A 24,163-nucleotide genomic window follows, 5' to 3' on the forward strand; every position below is an offset into this window, starting at 1 on the left:
AGCCTCTTTCTCGAATAAATAAAAATAATTCAGCTCAGTGCCTTAACCACAAATTAAGGCGCTCGGCTCCCTACATCCCAAATTTAATAAAAATTGTGAAACAAAAAGGTGTTGCTATGAGTAAAGTAAATGAAATCACTCGTGAATCTTGGATCCTAAATACATTCCCTGAGTGGGGTACCTGGTTGAATGAAGAGATCGAAAATACGGTTGTAGAACCAAATACATTCTCGATGTGGTGGCTAGGTTGTACAGGTATCTGGTTGAAGAGTGAGGGCAACACCAACATCTCTATCGACTTTTGGTGTGGTACGGGCAAAAAGACGCAAAAGAATGCCTTCATGAAGAACCAGCACCAAATGATGCGTATGGGCGGTGTCGAAGCGCTGCAACCAAACCTACGTACTGCTATCTTCCCGCTTGACCCATTTGCTATCAAAGAAATCGACGCTGTGATGGCATCCCATGACCATGCTGACCATATCGACGTGAACGTTGCGGCGGCGGTACTGCAAAACTGTGGTGACCACGTGAAGTTCATCGGTCCACAAGCTTGTGTCGATTTATGGATGGGCTGGGGCGTGCCAGAAGAGCGTTGTGTTGTCGCAAAAGTGGGCGATGTGCTTGAAGTCGGCGACATGAAGATCCGCGTACTGGATTCATTCGACCGTACTGCACTTGTCACGCTGCCAGAGGGCACTTCATCTTACGATAAAGAAATCCTCGACGGCATGGACAAACGCGCGGTGAACTACCTGATTGAAACTTCAGGCGGCTCGGTTTACCACTCTGGTGACTCGCACTACTCGAACTACTACGCTGCACACGGCAACGAATACCAAATTGACGTGGCACTGTTGTCATTCGGTGAAAACCCACGCGGCGTGACAGACAAGATGACGTCTTCTGACATCCTACGCGCAGCAGAATCATTGAATTGTGATGTCGTGATGCCATTCCACCACGATATTTGGGCGAACTTCCAAAACGACCCACGCGAAATCGAAGTGTTGTGGAACATGAAAAAAGACCGTCTGCAATACAAGTTCGCACCGTTCTTCTGGCAAGTTGGGGGCAAATACACCTTCCCAACCGATAAAGGTCGCATGCACTACCAACACTTCCGTGGCTTTAGCGACATCTTCAAAAACGAACCAGAACTGCCATACAAAGCGTTCTTGTAATTCCGTCGCAACGTCAGACAGCGAAAACCAAAAGGGCTCTCAATTGAGTCCTTTTTTATTGCAGAAACCGCAGATTATACAGAGCGCATTTTCTGCGACGATTAACATTCGCTATCTAATAAGTAAGAGAGCTTTAAGAGAGGCTAACGCTCTCAAAAAACCTAGACGCTAGTGCACATCTACAAGCATTCTAATAAATGCCAACTTCACTCTAACTTACGCTCAATATCGACAATATCCGCCTAAAGCCTAGAAGAAAAACCACTTAAAATTGAACTACTTAGGCATCTTTAATCGACAAAAATCATTTGATGTACTGCTTACAAGTCCAATGTTAAATTGGTTTCGGTTAGTACATCCGAGTGCAATGTGTGACTGCGTTCGATGTCGCTTAAGTGTCAAATCTCCAAGGATGGAGTACCCATCAGGCACTTGAGTTCCACTTGATGTATGCTCTTATTTTTAATATCAAAAAGGACTCACTAAGAGTCCTTTTTTTCGTTTAGACAACCGTTAATCTCAGATAGCACGTAAACCGCGTCAGACTTCGACTTGCCATTGATGGGTTAGTTGAGAATGAGTCGAGCGTTAATCGGCTGGATAGGACGATTGTTCTTGCCCATGATTTCCATAAACGCTTTCACTTGCGCTGCAGATACCGTTTGAACCTCTTTTAGTACTAACCAACGAACGCCTTCAGAACATGGCGGTGTCGTTAACGAGCCATTGAATCGGTAGTAGCTGTGCTTAGAAGGAATGAGAGACTTGATGCTCACTGGTGCAAAGCTGGTTGTTTTGCCTTTTTCAAAGTCATGCTTTAGCAACTGCTCCAATGCTGGGTTTTCATCTCCTAGCTTATAGAAGACTGCCACAACCGCTAGATTGCCATCCTTATCGGCATGAACAAAGTGCGCCTCTAGCGGGTACTCTTTTCCGTTGATGTGGTTTTCAGATGGCGTATGGAAGTGAAACTGAGAAAGCGTGAACTTTTTATCGTCAACCAGTAGCGTGTTATTACCTTCAACATTGGCTTGCAGAGTATGACCATTATCAATAGCAGAAACGGCATCACCTAAATAGTTGATGTTGATTTCATCCATAATACCCAACACGGTTGATTGAATATTAACAGGACTTTGGTTCTTACCTTGCTGGCAATCTTCAGAGAACTTGCCCCAAAACTCAGGTCCATTCTCGCCTTCGTATCCCCAATGCGCAGCATGTGCTGCAGAGCTCAATAAAAGGCTAATCGCTAACAGTGATTTCTTCATCTTATCCTCATCTAATAAATTAAGAAAAATCAGATAATTAGTAAAACCTCAAAGTCATCACAGTGTCAGATAAATATAAACACATCCATAATCAACATTTATCAAAATGAATTAAGCAAATATTTAAACCACTTTGGAACAGAACTAATAGTGAGATGTGTATTTCACCATCAGACTAGATTATTTCAACATAAAGGAATCACAGCAAAACTGCTTGAAGCCTTATTCTTATACCTTAATAATCCAAACGCAAAACAAACATCGTCTAAAACGCCATCAATTTACCTCGTCATAAAACCAAACTCTAATTCAGGGTTTACTGCCAACTAAAACTATCATTTAAAAAGACATGCGATTATGAGTGAATATATCTACGTTTATGATGACAAAATCTTGGATGAATACCTAGATAAAGTGAATGCTCGTAAAGATATGGTTAATCGATCGACATTAAGATTATTTGCCAATGAGCTTAAAATTGAACTTTCAGTCGGTAGGCTTAAAGCAAAAGAGTTTTACGACTATATAAGAAGACCCAAGAACATCATTAGGTTATTGAAGTAGGGACTATTTAATAATCTGCTCCAGATATTTAGATTCAGCTTCAACTACAGCTAAACACATTGAAACAGAACGTGAGTCATATACTATAATGTTCATCAAACGTTACTACACAATTGTTTGGTTTCACTTTGGTTCCGTAGATGTAATCATCTACTTTTCCTGCTATTGATTCTTTGCAGCTTTAAATGATTAAAGCTGCTTTTTTTCAGTATCGACTCATCGTGAATATTAGGCATAGAAACGACTGCAAACAAACGCAATGCTTCATGATACGCAGCAGTTTCTATGGCGCACTTCGATGCTATCTTTTTTCAAGCATGCCTTTATCAACAATGAAGTCTATGATTTCTTGCAGCCCCTTCCCCTCTTTCAGGTTGGTAAACACATAAGGTTTTTCTGGACGCATTCGAGCGGTATCCGCTTCCATGACCTCTAATGATGCTCCAACATAAGGCGCAAGGTCTATTTTGTTGATAACAAGCAAATCAGAGCGTGTAATGCCCGGTCCGCCTTTGCGTGGAATTTTCTCCCCTTCCGACACATCAATAACATAGATCATCAAGTCAGCCAGTTCAGGGCTAAACGTGGCACTGAGATTGTCACCACCACTTTCGATAAATACCACGTCTAGGTTTTTGTGCCGCGTAGAGAGTTCCTCCACCGCAGCAAGGTTCATCGAGGCGTCTTCTCTGATCGCGGTATGCGGGCAACCACCAGTCTCGACCCCAATAATACGGTCTGCATCTAAGGCTTCTGCCTGAGTGAGTATCTTTGCATCTTCTTGCGTGTAGATATCGTTAGTGACGACAGCGATCTGATAAAGATCTCGGAGAGTTTTGCACAGAACCTCTAGCAATGCCGTTTTACCAGACCCAACAGGTCCGCCAACGCCAATTCGCAAAGGTTGTTTGTAGTCTTCTTGCATAAGAGTTGTCCAAATTATGGATGGAGTTAAAAATTCGATGTGTAATTATTTAATGGCTAATAATGAAAAAGCCGAACGTTATTGAAAGTCACCAATCAAGAGGATGATTTTGAATGGTGATCATCAAGCAATAGGTGATGATTGTTTTAGTGAGTATTGGAGTATTGAATAAGGCACTGAGTTGTGAATGGTTTGAGAGTGATTAGGCAAACTCATTGGCGAAGTTTTTGACTAACTAACCCGTAAATATTGATAACGAAGGTTTGCAATTTTTATCATCAACAATGTCTACATGATTCGACTGGTAGGTTATGTCTCCTAACCACTCTCGAAGCAAAATATACAATAAAAGCCTCACCATTCCATTCCGATATCAGCCCATAAAATTTAGAATTAGAATTCAGGCTAAATTATCTGAACATTGTGACTTCATATCTACACCCTAAGATGTTCAAAATACTTAAAGCACCATCTCTGCATAAAAAACGCTATTATAAGGTGTGCTATTGATGCTCAATTCAGCTATGTGACTCGTAATCTTAATTTTCATGATTGATAAAAACAAAAACATTATTCATTACTTTCAATAAGTTAAATAAAAAATCAATAGCGCCTATTTAGATTTGAGCTCAAATTACTGAGATAAGACACTTTCTTTGATGAATTTATGAAAAGAACAAAGGAGTAGCGTTATACTGTGCGTTGTACTGTCGCATGGATGCTTTTCTTTTAGCCCAACTTACTGCCTGTAGTAAGCCCAATTATGAGATAAGCAATAGTGGAATATAGATATATTGAAATGTTCAAACCCGTAAAACTTGAGGAGTTTTACGTAGAGTATCACTACATCGTCAACATCGCCTTTGCCAAGGGGACGGTTTACATCAATGAACAACAAATCACCATCGATGGTCCAACAACCTTAATCATTCCTCAGTTTACCTGCTTGTCATGTAATTTGACTCAAAAGTCGTCATTCTCACCATTGCAGATTCAGTTGTTAATCGTGACCGATGAGATGCTCGAATCCTCACTGCTTCAACTGCCTCAAAAACGTAGCTTCATTAAAAACACTGTCGCCCATCAACTGCCAACACCAGTGGATGTGGACAATAACTTTCAGCTACTCAAAGAAGTGTATGACTCCTTAAGTAGAGATGCTTTGAAGATCATGTTCTTAGAGCAAACTCTGTACTTCATACTGCTCTCTCTTTGCGAGTCGGGTATCGATGTTTTCAATGTCTTTCAGTTCAATTACGAAGAAAGCAAGCGCGAAGTCATCGCACGAATGATCACGAAAGAACCACAAAGAAAGTGGCAAATTCAAGATGTTGCCAAGCAGCTGTTTACCTCTACCTCAACATTAAGAAGGCATTTGCAGAAAGAGAACCTGTCGTTTAGCCAACTATTGGTAGATGTAAGAATGGGGCTTGCATTGAACATGCTAACGTTCACTTCCTACAACGTTTCACAGATCAGCAACCGCTGTGGATTTGGTAGCGCCGCTTATTTTTGTGATGCCTTCAAGAGAAAATATCACTTAACGCCATCACAGTTCCGAGCTCAGTCTAAGAAGACCAGTGATGCGTCACTTGTCTCCACAAGAAGTGACGATGTGAGCTAACACCGCTCCAAAAAAAGGCAGTGGATGACGGATCGAGCGTAAAGCCTTGCGCTTTCTGCTCAGTCTATTTTGCTTTTCATTTAAATCACCAATCATTGCGTCCAGGTAACGTTTTCTCTCGTCCTTCAGGAGTATGGTGTTTCGCTTTATGCACTAGAAAACTTCACGATATACCCAAGCCACCTCAAAGGCTGGGTCATAAAAATTAGATTTAGGGAAATATTATGTCTAATTCGATCACCGTTACATCTGATGACTACAACAACATCTGTCGATTACTGGATAACATTCCGAATTGCAGTGACGAGCTGCTTAAATTAGAAGATGAAATTGACCGCGCATTGATTGTCGATGCACACGAGATCGACAACAATATTGTCACGATGAACTCTAAAGTGACGTTTAAATTCCTTGGTGAGGAAGAGCAGATCCAGAAAGTGCTCGTGTATCCAAACCAAGTGAAAGATAACTCGCACATCTCCATACTCGCGCCGATTGGCATGGCGCTTATCGGGCTGTCTGTCGGTCAACGCATCGATTGGATACTGCCAAATGGCAACAAGAAAACCATTGAGATCTTGGATGTCGTTTTTCAACCAGAAAGAAATATAGAGTAGAGATAATCCAACGAATAAACCCAATCATCAGCCATCACTCCTAACCAGAGTGATGGCTTTGTGTTTTGATTACACTTGTGGCGGTGTGCCTTCTGCGTTTGACAGAACACAATCCATTTGAACTTTGGCACCTAGCGCGATGTTAGACACAGCAATCACAGTTCTTGCTGGCAAATCGCCATCAAAGAAAGTGGCGTACACCTCGTTGATTGCATCAATATCAGCGATGTCAGTCACTTGAATATTGACCTTAACCGCGTCATTCATCACGTGACCGATACTCTCAACGATCGCTTTAATGTTTTTCAAACATTGCTCAGCTTGCTCTTTAGCCCCACCTTGAACCAGCTCATGGTTCAGCGCATCTATCGGTAGTTGCGCAGAAATGTGGTTATAGTGAGAAAACGCCACAGTTTGCGTTGCAAGCGCATCAAGAGGAGCATTCAGCGTGTTGTTTGCCTTAATCACAATGCCATGGCGATCTTCAACTTCTTGAGGCGGCGTACCGTCACCATGAGAAATCACGGCATCAATTTGTACTGCTGCGCCCATTGGCAGCGCTGAAGCTTGAATAACCGAGCGAGCAGGCATGTAAGCCACGGCTCTTGCGATCGCCGAATCTGGGAAGAAAGTACGGTACACTTCGTTTACTGATTCAATATCTGCTAGATCTTGCAGGTAAACGGTCGTTTTTACGATGTCATCCAGCGGAACATCAATGCTCTCTAGAATGTTTTTGATGTTTTGCAGAGATTGATGAGTTTGTTCTTTTACGCCACCTTCGACCAAGTTTCCTGTCGCTGCATCTACCGGCAACTGTGCGGAGATGTTGTTGTAGTGCGAGAATGCGACCGTTTGTGTAGAAATCGGATTGGTCGGTGCTAGATCAGTATCACGCGACACCTTGATCAGGTCACATGGCTTTTGGGGTGTTGTCCCCTCTCCATTAGAAATAAGCGCATCCATTTGTAGTAACGCTCCTTCAAAAGGCACCGCTTCAATCGCCAGCACTGTGCGCGTTGGTAGAAGGTTCGTAAAGAAAGTCGTATATACCTTATTTACTTCTTCAACGTCATGAATGTTGGTCAAGTAGACATTTACCTTAACGACATCATCCATTACATGATCAATGCTCTCTACAATTCTTTTAATGTTCAAAAGACATTGTTTGGCTTGCTCCTGAATACCACCTTCAACAAGCTGGTTGGTTTGAGGATCAATCGGAAGTTGAGCGGAGATATTGTTGTAGTGAGAAAACGCTACACTTTGCGTTGAATGGCTGTTGAGTGGTGCAGTTTCTGTATTTCTAGAGCATTTAATAATGGTGCCAGTCATTTTAATGTTACCTTTAATTAATGATAAAAGTATTTAACTTACGTGAACATCATTGAGGCTAGAAAGGAGAGCCATTAGCTATATATCATTCCAATTCAATATAGAATAATAATAGAATCAACTGTTTCTGTTATATCCATCTTTTAAACCATAGATAAATAGAGCCAAGATCAACAAAGAAGCGGTGATAATCAGAATAGTTCCTAATATATCGATTTTATTTAAAGAGAAAGTAATCATCCCGGATAGAACCCCAACAAGGATGACTAAATCAATTAATATGCCTCTAAATATTTTCATACCTCTCCTTTCACAAACAATCACATCGTAAGTAAAACTATAAGATTATGCTGATTATTTAGACGCACTTCATTACAACATGCGCGCATTATGTTTAATTTTTACACGCTTTACATTTCAATTTTCCCATTGCCTTTATGTACCTTTTCCTACTCAAAAATTCATCTCTAATATCATTAATAATATGAAACCAAGAAGAACAGAAAAAGGCTTGCATTTGATTTATAAATTAAACAATTAAGTCATAATGTTTTGAAATAATAAGAAATATTTCACACCCACTTGTCGATATAACCCCCTATTTGATAGAGTCCACTCGCTCATATGAATTGAGTAACCTACTCACAGATAACTTTATTCCGCTCTTGCACAACTTAGCCCTATCCAATTTTGGTTAGGGCTTTTTTTGAGGTAGAAAATGAACTTAGAAAGGATTGACTATTCATCGATTGAGGACTTTGAGATTAGGTTAAAGCCCTTCAATGCCACATACTGGAACAAGATATTAAGTTTTCTCAATTCTATTGATGATGTCACCTCCTTTTCTTGCGATTCAGAAGACAACGTCTTTGTCGAATTAGACTCAAGCTTACTCTTCTACAACTGTGAAAATTCAAATAAATACAAGTTTAATTTCGATAACGTTTTTATTTGTCAGTTTAAGTCTATCGCCAGTGATGGGTATAACATCCGCTTATATTCGAATGGTGTTAATTTTTTATCTATTTAACGGATAGTAAGCCGAAAAAAATATGTACGAGAAAACAGATAAGTTATGTCCAAATTGCTTTCGTTGGCTACTAAGAAATACAGCCAAAGGTGAGATATATTGCCCCGATACGATCTCATGCAGAGTGAAGGGTTCATTGAGCATGCCTCCGTTAAAAGTCACCAAAGCGAGACTAAGAAAAACCTTAGTTAACGAAATTAGAAAAGACAGACAACACCAGAACCTAACGGTCATCAACCGAATTAATAAGCTCTTGAGTTAGAACATAACAAAAGAAGTGCTTTCACTTTGAAGCACTCACCGAAACTTGGATAAAGCGAGCAATCTCGTCCAAACCAATACTGATGAACACGACCACCACCGAGTATGCACATGCTCGGTGGTGGTACTTTATTTAAGCCCTAACAACGTAGAAAACAAAAGGACAAACAACAGATGAAGACTGTTATTCATGAAACCCTATTACGCTTATCTTCAGCCCCACAAGAGTCTCATGTTCAAATTAGGCAGGAGCTCTACAACACTCTAAAACTGCCATTCGAGAAGCAGTTAGCGTTATATACCCATGTTCTTGGTCCGGTAAGTTCCGGTCAGCTGTCCAGCAACCAGAGCTTAACCAGAGCGGTAGGCGATGCGGAAAGAATCATCCTAAGTAACAAATAATCGACGGCAAGGAGTCGCTTTCTCACACCTCCCTTAACCAAAAAAGTCGGCCTCACCACTTTAAACGGTGAGGCCGACTGTTATATTGCAGAGTTAACTCCAAGCCCTTGGAATTCTATCTCGCCTTATTTCTTTCTAAGTACGAAAAACAGAATAAACATAGAGCCAATTGCTGAAGTCATCAGACCTATGGGTAACTCCTGACCAGGGATCAGTACTCGGCTCATCAAGTCACTGGCTGAGAGCAGCATCGCGCCAATAAAAGCACATAAAGGCAATAGATAACGATGACTTGGTCCGGAAAATGGTTTCGCGAGATGCGGCACGATAAGTCCAACAAAGCCAATCACACCACTTAAAGAGACAAAGATGGCTGTAGAGAGCGCCGATAAAATAAACACGGTCACACGGAGAAATTTGACGCTTACACCCAGTGAGTTACTGGTGTCCTCGTCCACCAACATGGCATCGAGCGAACGCCAGCGCAACATGGTAAACAGTGCGAGCAAAATAACCCCAACAGAGGCAAACGGCAGATTTTCCCACTTTGCCAGCCCTAAGCCTCCCATCGACCAAAAGAGAATATTACTCGCCGAACGTTGATCGCCGGTATAAATCAAGTACCCAGTAATGGCACTGAACAGGAACGAAACCGCCAATCCAGATAAAATAAGGCGCTCAACCCCTTGAGACTTTTGCAGAAAGAACACCAGGATGACCGAAGCTGCGGATAAGGTTGCCCCTGCAAATGCTGCCACAGGTAAAGACCATTGACCTAACGCCAAATCGAAATGGCTGATAACCGCAACAACGCCAGCCGATGCACCTGCAGATAACCCGAACAAGAATGGATCAGCCAAGTCGTTCTTAGTCACGGTCTGCAATAGCGTCCCCACCATAGCAAGCCCTGCACCAACTAAAATCGCGAGCAGAAATCTAGGAATTCGAATCTCACTCAAAATAACGTTGGTCATTGCAGGTAGCGAGGCGTGGTCAAAGGTAAAAAACTGATAAACCGAGGAAAAGGGTATGTTTATTGTTCCGTAAGAGAGCGAAAGGAACAGTATGACCGATAGCAACATCAGACTTGCCACGATAGCAAGCCAAAACTTTACATTCGAATTACTCATTAATCACGATACCAGCCTCGGGATGGAGCTTGGCTGCAATCTTCTTGATGGCAACCACATTGTTGGGACCTGGCGTCAGCTCACTGTACTTCAACCGCAAAAATTGACCATTTTTCACCGCGTTCGTTTGGCGCATTAGAGGGTTGTCACTCAGGGCTTTTATCGAACTGTTGATCGCTGCATCATCTGAGCTGCCATAATCCACCAAAATGATCATATCGGGATTATGAATGGCGACTTTTTCCCATGGTGCGGTGCCCCAACTAAAGTTTTCGTTGCCCATCACGTTGACGCCACCAGCCGCTTTGATCAGCGCGTGAGGCATGGCAAAGCGCCCACTGGTAAAGGGCTGATCAATGCCTGAATCGTAAAGGAACACCTTCTTGGTTGGATAAGCAGCCACCTTTGCCTCTATTTCGTTGAGGTCTTTCTTCCAGCTCTCGACTAAGTTCTGTGCTTTATCACTCTTATCGAAGACTTTGCCTAGCTTAAGGACATCGCCGTAAAGCAGCTCCATAGAAGCTTCTTGTTTCTTCTTAGTGATGTGAGCGCAGCTTTCGCTGAGTACCAGCGTCTTGACTCCAAAGTGCACCAAGTTTTGTGGCGTCAGATCCGAGCCAAATTTTAGACCGTAGTTCCAACCAGCAAACAGGAAGTCCGGATTCTTTTCTAGTAAAGGTTCTAGCGTTAAGTAACGCCCAGAGATTTCGGGAATATCACCTAAGTCTGCCTTGAACTGATCGGATACTTGATACCAACCTGTAATACCATTTACTGCCACCATGTTAGGTTGTAGCCCCAATGCGAACGCCATTTCCGTCATATTGAGATCTTGGAATACCGCTCGTTTTGGTGCTTGTTCAAACGTCAACACGTCCCCGCAGCTTTCAACACTGACTGGGTAATGTGGTTCCGTCGGTGCATTGGTGTTTGCGTAAACAGAGACAGATAAAAACAACGGCATCAAGCATATTTTTTTCACGGTAACTCCTTAATCTATTTCAAAAAAACGGATCGCTTTTCCTGTTGTAGGATGTAAGAAATGAAGGGTATTCAAATCAAAAGTATCTTTTATCCAGTGAGCATTGAGCGTGTTTTCGACCGTATCGCACACCTGCATCTTGCCTCGATTAATGATCATCACTTGGTCGGCAAAGTATTCGGCAAGGTTTAAATCATGTAACACGGCAATCGTTGTAATCTGCTTATCCTTAACGATTTTGAGGAGCTCTATTCTCGCTTTAGGGTCTAAGTGATTCGTCGGCTCATCTAAAAGCAGCAACTTGGGTTCTTGCACCAACACTCGCGCTAAGTTGACGCGCTGAAACTCTCCACCAGAAAGCTGCCCAACTTTTTGCTCTCTTAACTTCTCCAGTCCAAGCTCGGCGATCACCCGGGTAATGCATTCGTTGTCGTATTGGCGTGTGGAATAGTGAAAATGAGGAAATCGCCCCAGAGAAATATAATCAAGCACTCTCATTTGTGGGTCGACGGTATTATTCTGCCCCATAAATGCAATATATCTTGAACGCATTTTATGGTTATAACTCGAAAGTGGTTTACCAAGAAAACTCAATTCACCAGAGAATATATTCACCGTTCCCATAATGGTGCGAATAAAGGTCGATTTTCCGCACCCATTAGGACCAACAATCGCTAAGAACTCTTTCTCTTTTAGACTAAAGCTAATATCCCTAACTAACTCCGTTTTAATGCCCAGTGACAATCCCTTAATGGTTAACACTTCTTTCACATTAATAAGCCTTGCTAGTTAATATTTAGCCATTATCAAATAAAAAAATCCGTAGTCAATAAAAACAGAAAATAAAAAATATGTTTTTAATTATGATTTAGAAATATATTCATTTTACTTAGAAATAGAGCCCTATCCTTTATTCATGTGAAACGAATAGCAAAGTTAATTGAAAAACTACTATATCAAATAGCTAAATTTACAATCGTGATAATAGATATGAAGTATAGAAAAGTAATTGACTGTAAAACGATAACACTCAGAGAGTTTTATGTGGAACATCATTACATAATATATCTCTCTGAAGCCAAAGGGCTGGTGTCCATCAATGACAGTAAAATCGCCATTACCTCCCCAACTATCTTGATGATTCCTCAATACAGTCGGGTTTGGTGTGACTTACGCAGCGAGCGCCCGACACAGTGTATTGAGGTTCAAATACTGACTGTATCCAACCATACGATCGACTCTCTGATTGCTAAAGTTCCGCAGCGGGCATTTGGTGCCAATAATATCTCTTACGCTATCAGTGACAACTTCGAGATAAAGGACAGATTCAAAATATTAAAAGAGGGGTATGACACCTTAAGTAACCACGTTTTAAAGACATTACTGGTTGAGGAGACTCTGTTTTTTATATTCTTAACAATGAGTTACTATGAAATGGATATTGTTCGAATGTTCAAGTCCGATCATTACCAATCAAAGCGAGAAGTCATCACTCGGATGATAAGCCAAGATCCGACGCATAAGTGGCAAATTGAGGAGGTCGCCAGCAAGCTGTTCATATCCTCTTCCACATTAAGAAGACACTTGAATAAAGAAGACGTCTCTTTCAGCCAATTGCTGTTAGATGTAAGAATGGGCATTGCACTCAATATGCTGACATTCACTTCCTACAATGTCAGTGAGATCAGCCATCGTTGCGGCTTTGGTAGTTCGGCTTACTTCTGTGATGCATTCAAACGAAAGCACAATTTAACGCCCTCAAAGTTCAGGCAGTATTCTAGAGAAAACAACGGTTCATCACTGCTGACACTCAGGTACTAATCACTCCCTCATAGTCAAACAAACGCAATCAAAACGCAGAGTCCACAAAACCTAAAAAAGCCCAATATTGGCGTTAATATTGGGCTTTATATTTTGTTTATAAGAACGGAAGCTTAGCCTTCCACTTTCGCTGGTTCGCCTTTGAATTTGTTTAGCACGGCAGTATGCAGACCATTCTGATACGCCACCGCAACGAGTACAATCACCACACCGATTGACTGTAATAGCGTCACCGACTCACCACTTGTAAATGGTGCAACAAGAACGGTAGTAATTGGGCTTAATAGCAATAGACCTGCGACAACGGTTGGGTCCAAGTTTACCGAACCAATTTGTACAAATACCCAAGCAACCGCATGACCAACAACACCTAAGATCACAATCCAGATCCAGTTGCTCATATTAATCGCATCACCTGCAATAGAACCATCGGCTGCTGATAGTGGCAGTTTGCCGTCGACAAGAACACCCGTGGTAATGTTGAAACCGTGCGTCGTCGCCATAACAATCGCAGCAGGGATAAGCTGAGCAAGGAATACCCACATCAGTGGCTGGAAGTAGCGACCTGCGTTCAGTGTGCCCGACTTACGGCTAGTGTAGAGGTATAGCGCGTAACAAATACCGGATTTAATACCCAGAATCGTACCCACTAGCGCAATTGGGTAGCCCCACATGGTGCTTGGACCTTCGGATGGACCGCCTTCTAGAACACCACCCGCTAGAACAATACCGAACAACATAATCGGTACTAGGAACCAGAAACTTTTCTCCGGCTTAAACTTATCAAACGTCATGGCAAGCAATGGCATGATGATGATCTGTAGGTTAAGCAAGATAGATGAGATGCCCGCACCAATAAAGAAGATCGCAAAGTTCCAAGAGGTCATATCAAGACCAAGGAAAATACCGGCAACAATAGCGAGAGCAAAACCAGATTTATTAATTAAGCCTTTCTTTTTAATTTCGGCAACGGCAAATGGAATTAACACCAAGAAGCCGACAAGACAACGTAAGAAGGCGTTGGTTGCTGGTTCAAAGTTTGCTTCTTTTACCATGATTGCCGAGAACGCTAAGGCGAAAATACCAATCATAATAAACATATAAGCAAGTGGTTTGCTCATTTTTTTCTCTGGTCCAGATGTGGACGCGGTTCTAACTTCAGACATAAATAGCCCCAGAATGTAAATAAAAGTAATATTGGATTTTTAATTAACGCACATTGTTATTTAGTAAAATAAAAATATGCATTAATAAGCCATACCAGTACTCAATGACTGGTATGGCTTAATTAATACAGAGTTAAATAATTTGCGTAGGGAGACGCTAGGGTAAATATCGTTTTTATATTAAAAGAAGATTGATGCTATCTACGATCAGGCAGCATGCCTTCTTTCAAAATAAAGCGAATAATTTCTTCTAAACCAACACCGTCATGTAAGTTCGCGAAAATAAATGGACGATCGCCACGCATCTTCTTCGCATCACGGTCCATAATATCGAGAGACGCGTGTACATATTCAGCAATGTCGATTTTATTAATGATCAATAGATCTGACTTGGTGATGCCCGGACCACCTTTACGTGGGATCTTGTCACCTGCAGACACATCAATAACGTAAATCGTTAGGTCAGACAGCTCTGGACTGAATGTCGCAGCCAAGTTATCACCACCAGATTCGATCATCACCAGCTCAAGATCTGGATGACGCGATTGTAAGTCGTTCACCGCCGCTAGGTTCATCGAAGCGTCTTCACGGATAGCAGTATGTGGACAGCCGCCTGTTTCTACGCCAAGAATACGATCCGATGGCAGCGCGTCATGTTTTAGCAAGAAGTCCGCATCTTCACGGGTGTAAATATCGTTCGTTACAACCGCGATGTTGTAATGATCTTTAAGTGCTTTACACAATTTACGTAGCAGCGCTGTTTTACCAGAACCAACAGGACCGCCTACACCAACACGTAAACACTGTGTCATATTAATTTTCCTTTTGTTCTTTAAAGCAAATTAGCTTCGAAATAGTCTTGAATATTGCGTTTCATGTTTTGCACTTCCTAGCGCTAAGCCAGGAAGCGTTGGACCTAGCTCCCAATCCTCTAAGCTGAGGGCAGATTCGACCGCTTCAACAAGCTTAGGTTGCAGTCGAATGCACAGACGCTGCGCTGCGGTATGCCCCAGCGGTAGTGCTTTACATGCCACCGCCAATTGGTTTTCTAACCATCCCCATGCAAAGCCAAGCAGGCTTTGTCGAACAGGAATATGGTTAAGCTGTGTAACCCAAGCAAACATGGTCACGTATCCAGGTTCTTGAAGCTGTTTTGCCCCTTCAACATGCAGCTGAGGGTGCATTTCAAGATTGGTCAGTAAGTCTATTAATGCTTGACCAAGACGAATGTCTTCTTCACATAACTCAGAGGTTTCGCGATTCGCTAACAGCCAATCGTTCCAAAACGTCACTTCTTGGCAATCGCGATTCGCCCACGAGTGATACAAGCGTGCTAACACAGGTAATTCACAACGCGCTAAACCGTCATCAAGCACGCCTTCTAGCCACGCACCAAGCTCTTCTTCGTTTTTCACCCAACCAAGCTCAAAAGCGCTTTCTAGCCCTTGCGACCAAGCAAACGCACCAATAGGAAGCGCTGGGCTAATAAATTGCATCAAACCAAGTAGTGCTAGATCACCGACTTCACGATCAGAAGTATTAGTGTTCATGCTGATGCCCGTGGTGATGGTGACCATGAGAGTGATCATGAGATTGCTCACGACCAACATGCGCGTACGCACCGGATTCTGGGTCAAAAGGCGCTTGATGATGCGTCAATGTTGCGCCAAGCAATAGTGCCAGCTCTTCAAGCACATGGTCCGGTGTCATTCGTACCCAACAACGTCCGTCTTCATCCTGACCAACCGCGAGCAATGTGTGGCGGTTGCCTAGGTGATAACAAAGGCGAGCGAGAGGAAGCGTGCCGTTGATGTAAGCCGTCGTGACGGGTTCGTTCGCTGCATGGACACGAATCACTTCACCCGTTTTCGCTTCTAGCAGGTCGCCATCACGTAATACTGGTCCACGATCGAGAAACAAACCGACATCATGTCCCTTTTCCGTCACTCCTTTCAGGCGTCCTCGGATACGCAGCTCATAAGGAAGAATAAGACTATCGAATACCTCACATTCCGTATTGGCATCTAATCGTTTTGTTAGTTCAAGCATTGCAAGCCCTTACTGTTAATTAGAACAAATGGTAGCGTTGAGCCAACGGAACTTCTGTTGCTGGTTCACACGTCAATAGAACGCCGTCTGCACTTACTTCATAAGTTTGTGGATCAACGGTCAGTTCAGGACACACGTCGTTGTGCTTCATGTCTTGTTTGGTCTTGTTACGAACGTCTTTACACGCAACAAGCGGGCTGTTCAGACCCAGTTTTTCTTCTAGACCTGTGTTCATCGCAGCTTGGCTAACAAACGTCATGCGCGTCGCTGATACTGCGCGACCTAATGAGCCGAACATGTTGCGGTAGTGAACTGGCTGAGGCGTTGAGATCGCCGCGTTTGGATCGCCCATCGCAGCGCCTGCGATCATGCCACCTTTCAAGATGATGGATGGCTTAACGCCGAAGAATGCTGGTTTCCAAAGCACCAAGTCAGCGAATTTACCTACTTCAATCGAGCCCACTTCGTGTGCGATACCGTGAGTGATGGCTGGGTTAATGGTGTATTTCGCGATGTAGCGCTTCGCACGGAAGTTATCTGCGCCAAGATCTTGGTCTTCAGGAAGTAGACCGCGCTGGACTCGCATCTTGTTTGCTGTCTGCCAAGTACGACATACCACTTCACCCACACGTCCCATTGCTTGTGAATCTGATGACATCATCGAGATCACGCCCATATCGTGAAGAATGTCTTCTGCGGCGATACTTTCGCGACGAATACGAGAGTCTGCAAACGCAACGTCTTCAGGGATGTTTGGATCTAGGTGGTGACACTCCATCAACATATCCAAATGCTCATCAACGGTGTTGATGGTGTAAGGACGCGTTGGGTTTGTTGAAGAAGGCAGTACATTTGGTAATGCACACGCTGCAATGATGTCTGGAGCGTGACCACCACCCGCACCTTCCGTGTGGTAGGTATGGATACAACGATCTTTAAATGCAGCCAGCGTATCTTGTAGGAAGCCAGATTCGTTCAAGCTATCTGAGTGAAGCGCAACCTGAACATCGTAGCGATCTGCAACATTCAAGGCGTTGTGAATACATGCAGCAGTCGCACCAAAGTCTTCGTGGATCTTCAGGCTCATCGCGCCAGCTTTAACTTGTTGCTCAAGCGCTTCAGGCGTACTTGCACTGCCTTTACCTAGTAGACCAATGTTCATTGGTAGATCATCGACCGCTTGCATCATCTTACCGATGTGCCAAGGACCTGATGTGCTGGTTGTCGCTAGACTTCCTGTTGCAGGACCCGTACCGCCACCAATCATGGTTGTTACACCGCTCATCAGCGCTTCATCGATCTGTTGCGGACAGATAAAGTGGATGTGTGTATCGATACCACCTGCGGTTAAAATTTGGTTCTCACCTGCGATGATTTCAGTACCAGGACCAATGATGATATCAACATTAGGCTGTACATCTGGGTTACCCGCTTTACCGATGGCTGCGATACGACCTTGCTTAAGACCAACGTCAGCTTTAACGATGCCCCAGTAATCCATGATGATAACGTTAGTAATAACCGTATCCATCACTGCGTCATCACAACGCTGACTCTGACCCATACCGTCACGAATAACTTTACCGCCACCAAATACGACTTCTTCACCGTAGTGCGTGTGGTCTTTTTCAATCTCAATCCATAGCTCTGTATCACCCAGACGGACTTTGTCGCCCGTGGTAGGACCGTACATGTCTACATACGCTTGTCTAGAAATCTTCATTACTGTTACCTTTACTTAGAATTGTTATCTAGTGAGCCCATCACGTCACCACGGAAGCCGTAGACTTGACGTAAGCCAGCGAACGGAATCAGTTCCACTTCGCGGGTTTGACCTGGTTCGAATCGGATTGACATGCCAGCGGCAATCGCTAGGCGATGACCGTAAGCAAGCTCTCGGTCAAAAGATAAAGCGCGATTCGCTTCAGCAAAGTGGTAGTGCGAGCCAACCTGAACAGGGCGGTCACCCGTATTAGAAACTTTCACTGGAATCGTTGTGCGGTCAGTACACAGCTCAATGTCATCTGCTTTTAGTTGGTATTCACCTGCAAACATGGCGGTCTCCTTAAATAATCGGGTTATGCACAGTCACTAGCTTTGTGCCGTCAGGGAAAGTTGCTTCTACTTGTACTGTTTCAATCATTTCAGCAATGCCAGGCTGAACATCAGCACGAGTTAAGATTTCACGACCAGCACTCATCATTTCTGCAACGGTGCGCCCTTCACGTGCACCTTCCATGATTGCGCAGCTGATCAGCGCAACAGATTCTGGGTAATTCAGCTTAATGCCTTTTTCTTTGCGTCTTTCAGCAAGCAGACCTGCAGTGAACAAAAGTAATTTGTCTTTATCTCTAGGTGTTAATTCCATCGTTTACTCCGTTTCATGATTTTCAATATAAAATCGCGTTATTAGGTGTTTAATAAGGCGTTATAATTCGAATTTGATTAAGTCAGCCAGATTCTTGGTATCACTGGTTCCATGCCAATGAGCAGCGGACGCAATACTTCTCTCGCTTGTTGGAATAAGTCCCAAACTTCGTTTCTTTCGGTACCGAGATAGCGGATGACCAACACGCCGCGTCGCTCACTCACCGCCCAGCGATCAGATGCTGGCATGTGCTCTCGAAGTGCTAAGATGGCTTGTTTTGGATCGTCTAGACCCACCGCCCACATATTGGCGTGAACCGTTGAACCACCTTGTCCCCACTTACCGGTAAAACGCGGATGAGTCGGGTCGACCGTTTGTCTTTCAAGCCACAGCGGTTTGCCATTTTGGTAGAGGTTAAATTGTTGAGTGATGCATCCACTGTTGAATGGCAACTCACTAGCAGGTCGCCCTAGAACGGTAATTTCCCAGCCAAGGCACTTGGCATTTGTACCCAAGTTGATCGTGCAAGTTTGGTCACCAATAGAACCATCAAAAGCAATCGACTCTTGAGGAAGCCACTCTAAAATGGCGTTCTCCTCAACATCCAAGTTGGTGTGTTGTTTCCACGGCACTAAGTTGCGGTCGGCTTTGTATAGCTTGTTTGCGGCGGGGGTTGTCACTAAAGCGTGAGCGTCACTTTGTACACCAATGTTGAAGTTCAGCTCGTCACCACTCACCAAGCCACCAGGCGGGTGCAGAATGTAGACATGGCAACAGCCGTCTTTACCCTCAGGATAGAAAGGTCTTTGGACGATCAAGGGTCCAAAGTGTCGTAGGGTATTTAATCGCGTGACACTGGAATTACCTTCAGCATGAGCACCAAATTTTAATGTCAAAGACGCTAACCACTGACGATTGAGACCAAAACCTTGTTCAACACGAGGTGTATTGGTTTTGTCAGTCGTTGTCGTTTGGAAATCTGTCATATGAACATACCTTTCTACCTACCTTTAAATAAAAAATTAGGATTAAAATGCTTATTACCGTTTCATTGGTAACGAGTGAAATAGGTCAAACTTCAACGAATAACGCTGAATAGAAATAAAAATTACGAGTAATAAATAATGCCTGGTGAAAAGAGACACTTAATAATTCTCTTCTTTAACTTCACCTACAGCGATACTATTAATAAACTTACACAATTACATGAATTTCTATATCGATGCTGTAACGAATGGACACAATATACAGGAATCAAGCGGAGTCTAAATTAGACATTTTGCCCAAAAGATTACAATATAAATGTCAGCATCACTTCATTATTAATGGAATGTTTAAAACTATTTCTGCGTTACTAAATAAAAAATATAAACAGTGAGTTTACTCACAATTTCTATCATTGCTAAACGATGAGATAAGAGTGAATTACCGGAAACCGATAAACTTAAACAATGGATTTTCTGAAGCGGCTTCTGAACTGCTGAGGTGTAGTAAGTTTATTTTTTTTAAACACAGTGCAGAAATAGGCGGAGCTCTTAAATCCACTCAGGTTGCTTATCTTCAATATGCTGAAGTTACTAAACTTCAGATACCGAATCGCGACATTGAGCCTCACCTCGTTGAGGATGCAAGAGAAAGACTTCTGCTCTGCCGATAATCCTCTTCTCAAGGTAGAGATACTGGTCGCCATAGACAAAGCCGCCGCCTCAAGCGTCCAATGCTTCCTCGGTTCACGCATAAGCAGATTGGACAATCTCTCAGAAACCGACAGGTCACTTTTCATGTTTAAGACGATATTGATGTCTTTGTTTTCCAGATGTAGGTGAATCAGAAGTTCAACCACACTCTGTCTAAGCAGCGTTTTATTCAACCGCCCCATACAACGGTGCCCATCAACGACCCGATTCATTAAAAAGACATCACAAAAATCTTTGTTATGAGCTTTTAAGAAATTTCCGCCATCACTCGAACGACACAACTTTCGATTTCTCTTATCAAAGATAAACTTGTTTAACTCATAAAGGTCTTGCTTAATAAAGCCAATATCAAAATCATTTAAGCTAATGAAGTCTAATTCAGACTGCTCAGTTAACTTTGATATATTAACGTGAACAAACGAGTTTTTTGGAATGATAATTAAGCTATTATTAAACTCTTGAACGGGAGAGCTATTAATATTAATGTCTCCTTGATAACCTGAGACTCTGGCAAATATCGTCTTTTTAGTTCTGTAATTGTGTAGCCTAAAATTGCTGGCATTAATATTATGAAAAAACATTGCTATCAAATAATTAACATCTATATACTGTCAAGCATATTAGCAAGATAGTCGATTCTTTGTGCGACATGTATAGATAATCAATCCATAAATGAAGTTATATGACTTCAAATCTAAATCACTCCCCTACCCCTATAGAAAACTGGTCGCACTGCCATCGTGAAAATGGCGTGATTTGATAGGAAAAGATCACCGCTCCGCTAACTCAACTAGCATAAATAGTACTTCTTGGTGTTAGCCTCAGTTAGGCTTTTGACCACCCCTTCTTCTTCAAGCAGAGTGAGCGCTTTTTCAATAGGCAGTCTTAACAACCCTAGCTTTATCATTAACGTATCGACCGATACTGAAGTGTCGCCAATGGACGACAAGCACTGAACAATGCAATCTCTGGTCTTACGCTTTGACTCGTAGTTGCTGATAAACCGCCTTTTGACGGCGACCTTCTCTTGCTTGCTCTTACATTGATTACCCAAATCCATACGAAACCAATTTAAGTCTTCCAATAACACGCTATATGGCTCACCCAAGTTATCAATGACAACGAACTGATCATCCGTTGAGTTGATCACGGTGTAATCCACACCCTCCGATATTCTTGTCTCGCTCGGTGTTTTTATACTCGAGTAGAAGCGAATGGTGTCACCAAGCAAGCTATCGCTCTCTTTCTCCAACTTGCCCGTGGCGACAGCCAAACCAACATCAATCAACTTATAGAACTCGCGCACGATTTTGTGTTTTGGCTGATAGGCACAGTCCAAGTTCAACTCGCAGGTTGCACAGTGATAATGACATTTACATTGGACGTAGGATTGGTTGGAACCATCATAGACCCAGTTATTGCGATAATTAATGTAATACATACTGCCCAGAGCCGTGTGGGTCACATTCACCTTGTTACTTTTTACCAATCTACTCATGGTGGTAACGAGCGTCTCTTGGTCATAAACCCCCTTGATATAGAGGTTTTGAGAAAGCTCTTTTAGACTCACCTTCTGCTCAGAGTTAAATAAATAACCAATGATTTGGTTCTCTAAAGCATCAAGGGCGTCGTTTTCTTTTTCCTCGAATTCTTTTTTGAACTTTCGGACTAAGATTTTCAGTTTATCTTTAGCCAGACGTATCACTTGAGCCTTGGAGATATCATGTGTTGGTTCTAACAAGGAATAGATCTCAAACCCCGCGCCTTCAAACTGTAGGGTGCGACATAAGCCTTGCCTTAACGTTCTAATTTCTTTCTTTTTTCTCCCATCCACAGCATGAACACGCAAGATAAAGTGATGAATCTCTTTCGCAAAAAATACCAATTTCATAATCGTAATTTAAAAATAAAGACCTGAAGAGCTCACTAGCATTTCAAGTGAGTATTAGAAAAATCGGCGAGGTTAAATACGCCAAAAACAAGGAGACAAAACGACCACGATAGTGAGGATCTCTAAGCGTCCCATCAGCATTCCAAGGCTCAAAATCCACTTTGCTGCGTCTGGCAGTGTAGAGAAGTTGCCAGTAGGACCAATAATAGAACCGAGACCAGGACCGACATTCGCCACCGAAGTAATGGCACCGGACAAGCTAGTGACAGGGTCTAAGCCTATGATTGCCAATAACATTGCGATAAAAATAATGGTTAATGCATAAACAAAAGCGAATGCCGTTACACCTTGCACAATACTGTCTGACAAGCGCGCTTTGTTGTAACGCAAGGTAAAGACGCCAGAAGGGTGTACCAACTGAAAAACCTGCTTTTTAAGGAGTGAGGTCGCTATCTGAATTCGGAAGATTTTGAAGCCCCCTGACGTTGAGCCAGAGCACGCACCCATCAACAGAACGAAGCAAAACAAAATGGTTGGTAAACTCCCCCAACTGGAGAAATCGTCCAATGCAAAACCCGTGGTAGTCATCACCGTAACGATATTAAAGGTCGCAATACGAATCGCGTCGATAAACGTATAATCGAGCTTCAATGCCAACCAGCAAGCAACAACCAAACTCAACGCAACCACCAACTTAAAATAAGCTCTGATTTGCGCGTCTTTCACTAAATACGACAGGCTCTTTTGGTTGATTGCTGCCACAAACTGAATGAATGGCATACCACCCGCAAACATAAAGATGATCGCCACCCAATGAGCCATTGGCGAGAAGCCGTTCATGGAGGCATCGGTCGTTGAATATCCTCCGGTAGATACAGTGGTCAGTGCGTGGTTGATTGCATCAAACACAGTCATGCCAGATAGCAAGTAGCTCATCACACAAAGAAAAGTCAGCAGCAGATAAACAGATAGAATACTCTTGGCAACACTCTTCATTCGAGGTGCACTTTTTGTTGACCAATCAGAGGATTCGGTTTGGAAAAGTCGCATTCCACCAACATTGATCATGGGTAGAATAGCGATAGCCATCACGATGAACCCTACGCCACCAAACCACTGAAGCAGCGAACGCCAAAGCAATATGCTGGGTGCCATGTTATCAAGACCAGCAAGAACCGTAGACCCAGTCGTGGTGATACCAGACATGGTTTCAAAATAAGCATTGGTGAAGCTAATTTCATTGATGAATACAAAGGGAAGTGACGCAAACGCGCTGCCTAGAACCCAGACTAGCGTGGTGATCAAAAACGCATCTTTTACCTTGAGAGCGAGTGACGTCTTTCCGCCAATCGCCACGCACACTAATCCCCCTACATGGGTAATGATTGCTGATAAACCAAAATCTAACGCCCCTTGAGTCCCTGTCACTACAGCCATCAAAAAAGGGATATACATAAATAATGCGAGTTTAGATAACAGGAATCCCAAAACGAGAAACACTGGTTTATAGCTAATCATTAAAAATCAGTTCATTTTATTCTTACCAATAACTTTATTATTTATTCAATTTTCTCAATTAAATTCAATTGATATATAAGGTTTAGTCAATGACAGATACAATATGAACAAAAATATAAATCATGCCATTTATTAGCAAGAAACATCAAAACACAATAGGCAGATAGCGCAATGACTTATTCTTATACTTTCGTTACATTGATATAAACAACTGATAAAAAACATCTAAATTAATACTTATAACTTTATGTTTCTGCCTAAAAAGATCCCTCTATTACCTAGTTATTCGATGTCGAGTAACTGCTATATAAACGCAGACTTTTCATCC

Annotated in this window: 22 protein-coding genes; 5 read left to right on the forward strand and 17 right to left on the reverse strand. The window is 42.7% G+C overall.

All coding sequences use genetic code 11. The annotated features are described in order from the left end of the window. Positions 1–116: 116 nt before the first annotated feature. The gene (gene ulaG, locus QTO06_RS02990; RefSeq protein WP_005448892.1) at positions 117–1,184 is read left to right on the forward strand and encodes an L-ascorbate 6-phosphate lactonase; all 1,068 of its coding nucleotides are present in this window, start codon (positions 117–119) and stop codon (positions 1,182–1,184) included. A gap of 566 nt (positions 1,185–1,750) precedes the next feature. Here ulaG and QTO06_RS02995 read toward each other — a convergent pair. Together QTO06_RS02995 and ureG (QTO06_RS03000) are read right to left on the reverse strand one after the other, a co-directional pair. Then, complete coding sequence (locus QTO06_RS02995; RefSeq protein ID WP_047514541.1) at positions 1,751–2,455, reverse strand: carbonic anhydrase; 705 nt, start codon at positions 2,453–2,455, stop codon at positions 1,751–1,753. A gap of 865 nt (positions 2,456–3,320) precedes the next feature. Further along, the gene (gene ureG, locus QTO06_RS03000) at positions 3,321–3,944 is read right to left on the reverse strand and encodes an urease accessory protein UreG (RefSeq protein WP_033008130.1); all 624 of its coding nucleotides are present in this window, start codon (positions 3,942–3,944) and stop codon (positions 3,321–3,323) included. A gap of 799 nt (positions 3,945–4,743) precedes the next feature. Between ureG (QTO06_RS03000) and QTO06_RS03005 the strand changes: the two genes are divergently transcribed. Together QTO06_RS03005 and rnk are read left to right on the forward strand one after the other, a co-directional pair. After that, on the forward strand, positions 4,744–5,568 hold the full coding sequence (locus QTO06_RS03005; protein ID WP_009696575.1) for an AraC family transcriptional regulator: 825 nt from the start codon (positions 4,744–4,746) through the stop codon (positions 5,566–5,568). Between the two features lie 224 nt (positions 5,569–5,792). After that, positions 5,793–6,185: a nucleoside diphosphate kinase regulator gene (gene rnk, locus QTO06_RS03010; protein WP_009696573.1), complete on the forward strand. Its 393-nt coding sequence runs from the start codon at positions 5,793–5,795 to the stop codon at positions 6,183–6,185. A 69-nt stretch (positions 6,186–6,254) separates the two neighbouring features. Here the strand turns inward: rnk and QTO06_RS03015 are convergent, their stop codons facing one another. Beyond that, a complete protein-coding gene (locus QTO06_RS03015) occupies positions 6,255–7,520 on the reverse strand; it encodes a RidA family protein (RefSeq protein ID WP_331406828.1) in 1,266 nt (421 codons plus the stop codon). A gap of 1,465 nt (positions 7,521–8,985) precedes the next feature. Between QTO06_RS03015 and QTO06_RS03020 the strand changes: the two genes are divergently transcribed. Then, on the forward strand, positions 8,986–9,213 hold the full coding sequence (locus tag QTO06_RS03020; protein WP_038869823.1) for a PAS factor family protein: 228 nt from the start codon (positions 8,986–8,988) through the stop codon (positions 9,211–9,213). 125 nt (positions 9,214–9,338) lie between these two features. Here the strand turns inward: QTO06_RS03020 and QTO06_RS03025 are convergent, their stop codons facing one another. Genes QTO06_RS03025 through QTO06_RS03035 form a run of 3 tightly spaced genes read right to left on the reverse strand, consistent with a single transcriptional unit; the run spans position 9,339 to position 12,096 of the window. After that, positions 9,339–10,343: a FecCD family ABC transporter permease gene (locus QTO06_RS03025; RefSeq protein WP_331406829.1), complete on the reverse strand. Its 1,005-nt coding sequence runs from the start codon at positions 10,341–10,343 to the stop codon at positions 9,339–9,341. Further along, complete coding sequence (locus tag QTO06_RS03030) at positions 10,336–11,325, reverse strand: ABC transporter substrate-binding protein (RefSeq protein ID WP_331406830.1); 990 nt, start codon at positions 11,323–11,325, stop codon at positions 10,336–10,338. Before QTO06_RS03030 ends, QTO06_RS03025 begins: the two co-directional genes overlap by 8 nt. A gap of 9 nt (positions 11,326–11,334) precedes the next feature. Then, positions 11,335–12,096 (reverse strand): ABC transporter ATP-binding protein, encoded by a 762-nt coding sequence (locus tag QTO06_RS03035; protein ID WP_152163962.1) that lies wholly within the window; start codon positions 12,094–12,096, stop codon positions 11,335–11,337. A gap of 273 nt (positions 12,097–12,369) precedes the next feature. Here QTO06_RS03035 and QTO06_RS03040 point away from each other — a divergent pair, with 273 nt between their 5' ends. Continuing rightward, a complete protein-coding gene (locus tag QTO06_RS03040) occupies positions 12,370–13,146 on the forward strand; it encodes a helix-turn-helix transcriptional regulator (protein ID WP_331406831.1) in 777 nt (258 codons plus the stop codon). Positions 13,147–13,259: 113 nt separating this feature from the next. Here QTO06_RS03040 and QTO06_RS03045 read toward each other — a convergent pair whose 3' ends face one another. The 11 genes from QTO06_RS03045 to QTO06_RS03095 all read right to left on the reverse strand — a co-directional run bounded on the left by QTO06_RS03045 (position 13,260) and on the right by QTO06_RS03095 (position 23,835). Next, positions 13,260–14,312: a DMT family transporter gene (locus QTO06_RS03045; protein WP_010453618.1), complete on the reverse strand. Its 1,053-nt coding sequence runs from the start codon at positions 14,310–14,312 to the stop codon at positions 13,260–13,262. Between the two features lie 197 nt (positions 14,313–14,509). Next, entirely contained in the window at positions 14,510–15,124 is a 615-nt protein-coding gene (ureG, locus tag QTO06_RS03050) for an urease accessory protein UreG (protein WP_186176411.1), read from the reverse strand. Between the two features lie 30 nt (positions 15,125–15,154). Then, positions 15,155–15,901 (reverse strand): urease accessory protein UreF, encoded by a 747-nt coding sequence (locus QTO06_RS03055; protein ID WP_228558695.1) that lies wholly within the window; start codon positions 15,899–15,901, stop codon positions 15,155–15,157. After that, positions 15,852–16,361 carry an urease accessory protein UreE gene (gene ureE, locus QTO06_RS03060; protein WP_009696562.1) on the reverse strand — a complete coding sequence of 170 codons (510 nt, stop codon included), beginning with the start codon at positions 16,359–16,361 and terminating at the stop codon, positions 15,852–15,854. Before ureE ends, QTO06_RS03055 begins: the two co-directional genes overlap by 50 nt. A 19-nt stretch (positions 16,362–16,380) precedes the next feature. Further along, a complete protein-coding gene (gene ureC, locus QTO06_RS03065; protein ID WP_038869838.1) occupies positions 16,381–18,084 on the reverse strand; it encodes an urease subunit alpha in 1,704 nt (567 codons plus the stop codon). An 11-nt stretch (positions 18,085–18,095) separates the two neighbouring features. Next, complete coding sequence (locus QTO06_RS03070; RefSeq protein WP_009696560.1) at positions 18,096–18,416, reverse strand: urease subunit beta; 321 nt, start codon at positions 18,414–18,416, stop codon at positions 18,096–18,098. Between the two features lie 10 nt (positions 18,417–18,426). Further along, the gene (gene ureA / locus QTO06_RS03075) at positions 18,427–18,729 is read right to left on the reverse strand and encodes an urease subunit gamma (RefSeq protein ID WP_009696559.1); all 303 of its coding nucleotides are present in this window, start codon (positions 18,727–18,729) and stop codon (positions 18,427–18,429) included. Positions 18,730–18,806: 77 nt separating this feature from the next. Continuing rightward, on the reverse strand, positions 18,807–19,715 hold the full coding sequence (locus tag QTO06_RS03080; RefSeq protein WP_331406832.1) for an urease accessory protein UreD: 909 nt from the start codon (positions 19,713–19,715) through the stop codon (positions 18,807–18,809). 458 nt (positions 19,716–20,173) lie between these two features. Next, positions 20,174–21,007: a helix-turn-helix transcriptional regulator gene (locus QTO06_RS03085; RefSeq protein ID WP_331406833.1), complete on the reverse strand. Its 834-nt coding sequence runs from the start codon at positions 21,005–21,007 to the stop codon at positions 20,174–20,176. A gap of 209 nt (positions 21,008–21,216) precedes the next feature. Then, entirely contained in the window at positions 21,217–22,317 is a 1,101-nt protein-coding gene (locus tag QTO06_RS03090) for a hypothetical protein (RefSeq protein ID WP_331406834.1), read from the reverse strand. Between the two features lie 72 nt (positions 22,318–22,389). After that, entirely contained in the window at positions 22,390–23,835 is a 1,446-nt protein-coding gene (locus QTO06_RS03095; protein ID WP_331406835.1) for a TrkH family potassium uptake protein, read from the reverse strand. Positions 23,836–24,163: the final 328 nt, after the last annotated feature.

The organism is Vibrio sp. M260121 (genome assembly GCF_036533715.1).
GTDB lineage: Bacteria > Pseudomonadota > Gammaproteobacteria > Enterobacterales > Vibrionaceae > Vibrio.

Excerpts from the sequence above, each read along its gene's own strand:
- QTO06_RS03020 (WP_038869823.1), top strand. The coding sequence starts at position 8,986 with ATGAAGACTGTTATTCATGAAACCCTATTACGCTTATCTTCAGCCCCA.
- QTO06_RS03015 (WP_331406828.1), bottom strand. The coding sequence starts at position 7,520 with ATGACTGGCACCATTATTAAATGCTCTAGAAATACAGAAACTGCACCA.
- QTO06_RS03055 (WP_228558695.1), bottom strand. The coding sequence starts at position 15,901 with ATGATCACTCTCATGGTCACCATCACCACGGGCATCAGCATGAACACT.
- ureG (WP_186176411.1), bottom strand. The coding sequence starts at position 15,124 with ATGACACAGTGTTTACGTGTTGGTGTAGGCGGTCCTGTTGGTTCTGGT.
- QTO06_RS03095 (WP_331406835.1), bottom strand. The coding sequence starts at position 23,835 with ATGATTAGCTATAAACCAGTGTTTCTCGTTTTGGGATTCCTGTTATCT.
- QTO06_RS03090 (WP_331406834.1), bottom strand. The coding sequence starts at position 22,317 with ATGAAATTGGTATTTTTTGCGAAAGAGATTCATCACTTTATCTTGCGT.
- rnk (WP_009696573.1), top strand. The coding sequence starts at position 5,793 with ATGTCTAATTCGATCACCGTTACATCTGATGACTACAACAACATCTGT.
- QTO06_RS03085 (WP_331406833.1), bottom strand. The coding sequence starts at position 21,007 with ATGTTTTTTCATAATATTAATGCCAGCAATTTTAGGCTACACAATTAC.
- ureC (WP_038869838.1), bottom strand. The coding sequence starts at position 18,084 with ATGAAGATTTCTAGACAAGCGTATGTAGACATGTACGGTCCTACCACG.
- ureA (WP_009696559.1), bottom strand. The coding sequence starts at position 18,729 with ATGGAATTAACACCTAGAGATAAAGACAAATTACTTTTGTTCACTGCA.
- QTO06_RS03025 (WP_331406829.1), bottom strand. The coding sequence starts at position 10,343 with ATGAGTAATTCGAATGTAAAGTTTTGGCTTGCTATCGTGGCAAGTCTG.
- QTO06_RS03005 (WP_009696575.1), top strand. The coding sequence starts at position 4,744 with ATGTTCAAACCCGTAAAACTTGAGGAGTTTTACGTAGAGTATCACTAC.
- ureG (WP_033008130.1), bottom strand. The coding sequence starts at position 3,944 with ATGCAAGAAGACTACAAACAACCTTTGCGAATTGGCGTTGGCGGACCT.
- QTO06_RS03070 (WP_009696560.1), bottom strand. The coding sequence starts at position 18,416 with ATGTTTGCAGGTGAATACCAACTAAAAGCAGATGACATTGAGCTGTGT.
- ulaG (WP_005448892.1), top strand. The coding sequence starts at position 117 with ATGAGTAAAGTAAATGAAATCACTCGTGAATCTTGGATCCTAAATACA.
- ureE (WP_009696562.1), bottom strand. The coding sequence starts at position 16,361 with ATGCTTGAACTAACAAAACGATTAGATGCCAATACGGAATGTGAGGTA.
- QTO06_RS02995 (WP_047514541.1), bottom strand. The coding sequence starts at position 2,455 with ATGAAGAAATCACTGTTAGCGATTAGCCTTTTATTGAGCTCTGCAGCA.
- QTO06_RS03080 (WP_331406832.1), bottom strand. The coding sequence starts at position 19,715 with ATGACAGATTTCCAAACGACAACGACTGACAAAACCAATACACCTCGT.
- QTO06_RS03045 (WP_010453618.1), bottom strand. The coding sequence starts at position 14,312 with ATGTCTGAAGTTAGAACCGCGTCCACATCTGGACCAGAGAAAAAAATG.